Annotated in this window: 3 protein-coding genes; all 3 read left to right on the top strand. The window is 68.1% G+C overall.

All coding sequences use genetic code 11. From position 1 onward, the window contains the following. The coding region (locus V7050_RS20080) for a sugar ABC transporter ATP-binding protein (RefSeq protein ID WP_324369703.1) at positions 1-924 on the top strand (924 nt) is incomplete at its 5' end. Then, on the top strand, positions 921-1,904 hold the full coding sequence (locus V7050_RS20085) for an ABC transporter permease (protein ID WP_324369705.1): 984 nt from the start codon (positions 921-923) through the stop codon (positions 1,902-1,904). The genes V7050_RS20080 and V7050_RS20085, both read left to right, overlap by 4 nt. Next, a partial coding sequence (locus V7050_RS20090) for an ABC transporter permease (protein ID WP_324411143.1) occupies positions 1,901-2,770 on the top strand: 870 nt, incomplete at its 3' end. The genes V7050_RS20085 and V7050_RS20090, both read left to right, overlap by 4 nt.

Below are 2,770 nucleotides of genomic sequence, written 5' to 3' on the forward strand. Positions count from 1 at the left end.
GCGATCCTGTTCATCAGCCACAAGTTCGACGAGATCTTCCGCATCGCCGACCGCTACACGGTGTTCCGCGACGGGGCGCTCGTCGGGGAGGGGCGGATCGCCGACGTGACCCAGGACGAGCTCGTGCGCATGATGGTCGGCCGGTCGGTCGACCAGATCTTCCCGCGCCGCGATCATCGCCCCGGCGAGGCGGTGCTCGAGGTCGCCGGCTACAGCCATCCGACCGAGTTCGAGGATGTCGGCTTCACGCTCCGCCGCGGCGAGATCCTCGGCTTCTACGGATTGGTCGGCGCCGGGCGGAGCGAATTCATGCAGGCGCTCTTCGGCATCACCCGACCCTCGAAGGGCAGGGTCAGGATCGACGGCAGGGACGCGGTCATCCGCAGCCCCGCGGAGGCCGTGCGGGCGGGCATCGTCTACGTGCCCGAGGACCGCGGCAGGCAGGGCGCGGTGATCGGGCTGCCGATCTTCCAGAACGTGACGCTGCCGTCCTTGGCGCGGACCTCGCGGCACGGCTTCATCCGGCTGGCGGAGGAATTCGCCCTCGCCCGCGAATATACCGAGCGGCTGGATCTGCGCGCGGCATCGCTCGACCAGGACGTCGGCAATCTCTCGGGCGGCAACCAGCAGAAGGTGGTGATCGCCAAATGGCTCGCCACCCAGCCACGGGTGATCATCCTCGACGAGCCGACCAAGGGCATCGACATCGGCTCGAAGGCGGCCGTGCACGAATTCATGGCCGAGCTCGCGGGCCAGGGCCTCGCCGTCGTCATGGTCTCCTCGGAGATCCCCGAGATCCTCGGCATGTCCGACCGCGTGATCGTCATGCGCGAAGGCCGGATCGTGGCCGAGTTCAACCGGGACGAGCTTGCCCCGGAGCGGCTCGTGCGCCACGCCGCCGGCATCGCCGAGGCCGCGGCATGATCCGGCGCTTCCTCAGGTCGCGCGAGGCGATTCTGCTCGGCGCCATTGTCCTGCTGATCCTCCTGATCTCGACGCGCTACGAGGGCTTCGTCGCGCCCTCGAACCTCGCCAATGTCTTCAACGACACCTCGCCGCTCATCATCCTCGCCCTGGGCCAGATGGTGGTGATCCTGACGCGCTGCATCGATCTCTCGGTCGCGGCGAACCTGGCGCTGACCGGCATGGTCGTGGCGATGCTCAACACCGCGGCGCCCGGCATGCCGATCCCGCTGATCATCCTGCTCGCCCTGGCTTTGGGCGCGATCATGGGCGCGGCGAACGGCCTGCTGGTCTGGAAGCTCGGCATTCCGCCGATCGTGGTCACGCTCGGCACGCTGACGATCTACCGCGGCATCATCTTCGTCATTTCCGACGGCCAGTGGATCAACGCCCATGAGATGAGCCCGGCCTTCAAGGCCTTCCCGCGCGCGGTGATCCTCGGTCTGCCGGTCCTGTCCTGGATCGCCATCCTGGTGATCGCCGCCTTCGCCGTGCTGATCTCCCGCACGCCGCTCGGCCGCGCCTTCTTCGCCGTCGGCGGCAACCCCCATGCGGCGGTCTATACCGGGATCGACGTCGGGCGGACGCAGTTCCTGGCCTTCGTGATCTCGGGCACGCTCGCCGGCCTGACCGGCTATCTCTGGGTGGCGCGCTATGCGGTGGCCTATGTGGACATCGCCGGCGGCTTCGAGCTCGACGTCATCGCCGCCTGCGTCATCGGCGGCATCTCGATCGCCGGCGGCGCCGGCTCGGTCGGAGGCGCGGTCCTCGGAGCGCTGTTTCTCGGCGTGATCAAGAACGCGCTGCCGGTGATCGACGTCTCGCCCTTCTGGCAGCTCGCGATCTCGGGCGCGGCGATCATCGTCGCGGTGGCGTTCAACGCGCGATCGCAGCGGGCGAAGGGCCGGATCATCCTCAAGCGGGCGGAGCACGCGACATGACGGCGACAGCGGGCCACCGCCGCATCCCCGACCGGCTCAATTCACCCTTGCAGCGCATAGCCGGGCGCTGGGAGACCCTGCTGCTCGGCCTGGCTCTGGCGATCTTCGTCGCCAATTCGCTGGTGTCGCCGTATTTCCTGGATGCCTGGAACCTGTCGGACGCGACGTTCAACTTCACCGAGAAGGCGATGATCGCCTTTCCCATGGCGCTCCTGATCGTCTCCGGCGAGATCGACCTGTCGGTGGCCGCGATCATCGCGCTTGCATCGACCGCCATGGGGGCCGCGGTCCAGTTCGGCGCCGGGACGACCGAGATCGTGCTGATCGGCCTGGTCGTGGGCCTGCTCTGCGGCGCCTTCAACGGGTTGCTCGTCACCCGCCTCGGCCTGCCCTCGATCGTGGTGACCATCGGCACCCTGAGCCTCTTCCGCGGCATCGCCTATATCGTGCTCGGCGACAAGGCCTACACCGGTTATCCGCCCGCCTTCGCCTGGTTCGGCCAGGGCTATGTCTGGTGGGTGTTCTCCTTCGAGCTGGTGCTCTTCGCCCTGCTCGCCCTCGCCTATGGCGTGCTCCTGCACGGCACGAACTTCGGGCGGGCGGTCTATGCGATCGGCAACAATCCCACCGCGGCGCTCTTCTCCGGGATCCGGGTGGCGCGGGTGAAGTTCATCCTCTTCCTGATGACGGGGCTCATGTCCGGGGTTGCCGCCGTCTGCCTGACCTCGCGGCTCGGCTCCACCCGGCCATCGATCGCCGTGGGATGGGAGCTCGAGATCGTGACCATGGTCGTGCTCGGCGGCGTCAGCATCCTCGGCGGGTCGGGTTCGATCCCCGGCGTGGTGATCGCCGCCTTCGTCATGGGG

Source organism: Amaricoccus sp. (genome assembly GCF_036846665.1).
Taxonomy (GTDB): domain Bacteria; phylum Pseudomonadota; class Alphaproteobacteria; order Rhodobacterales; family Rhodobacteraceae; genus Amaricoccus.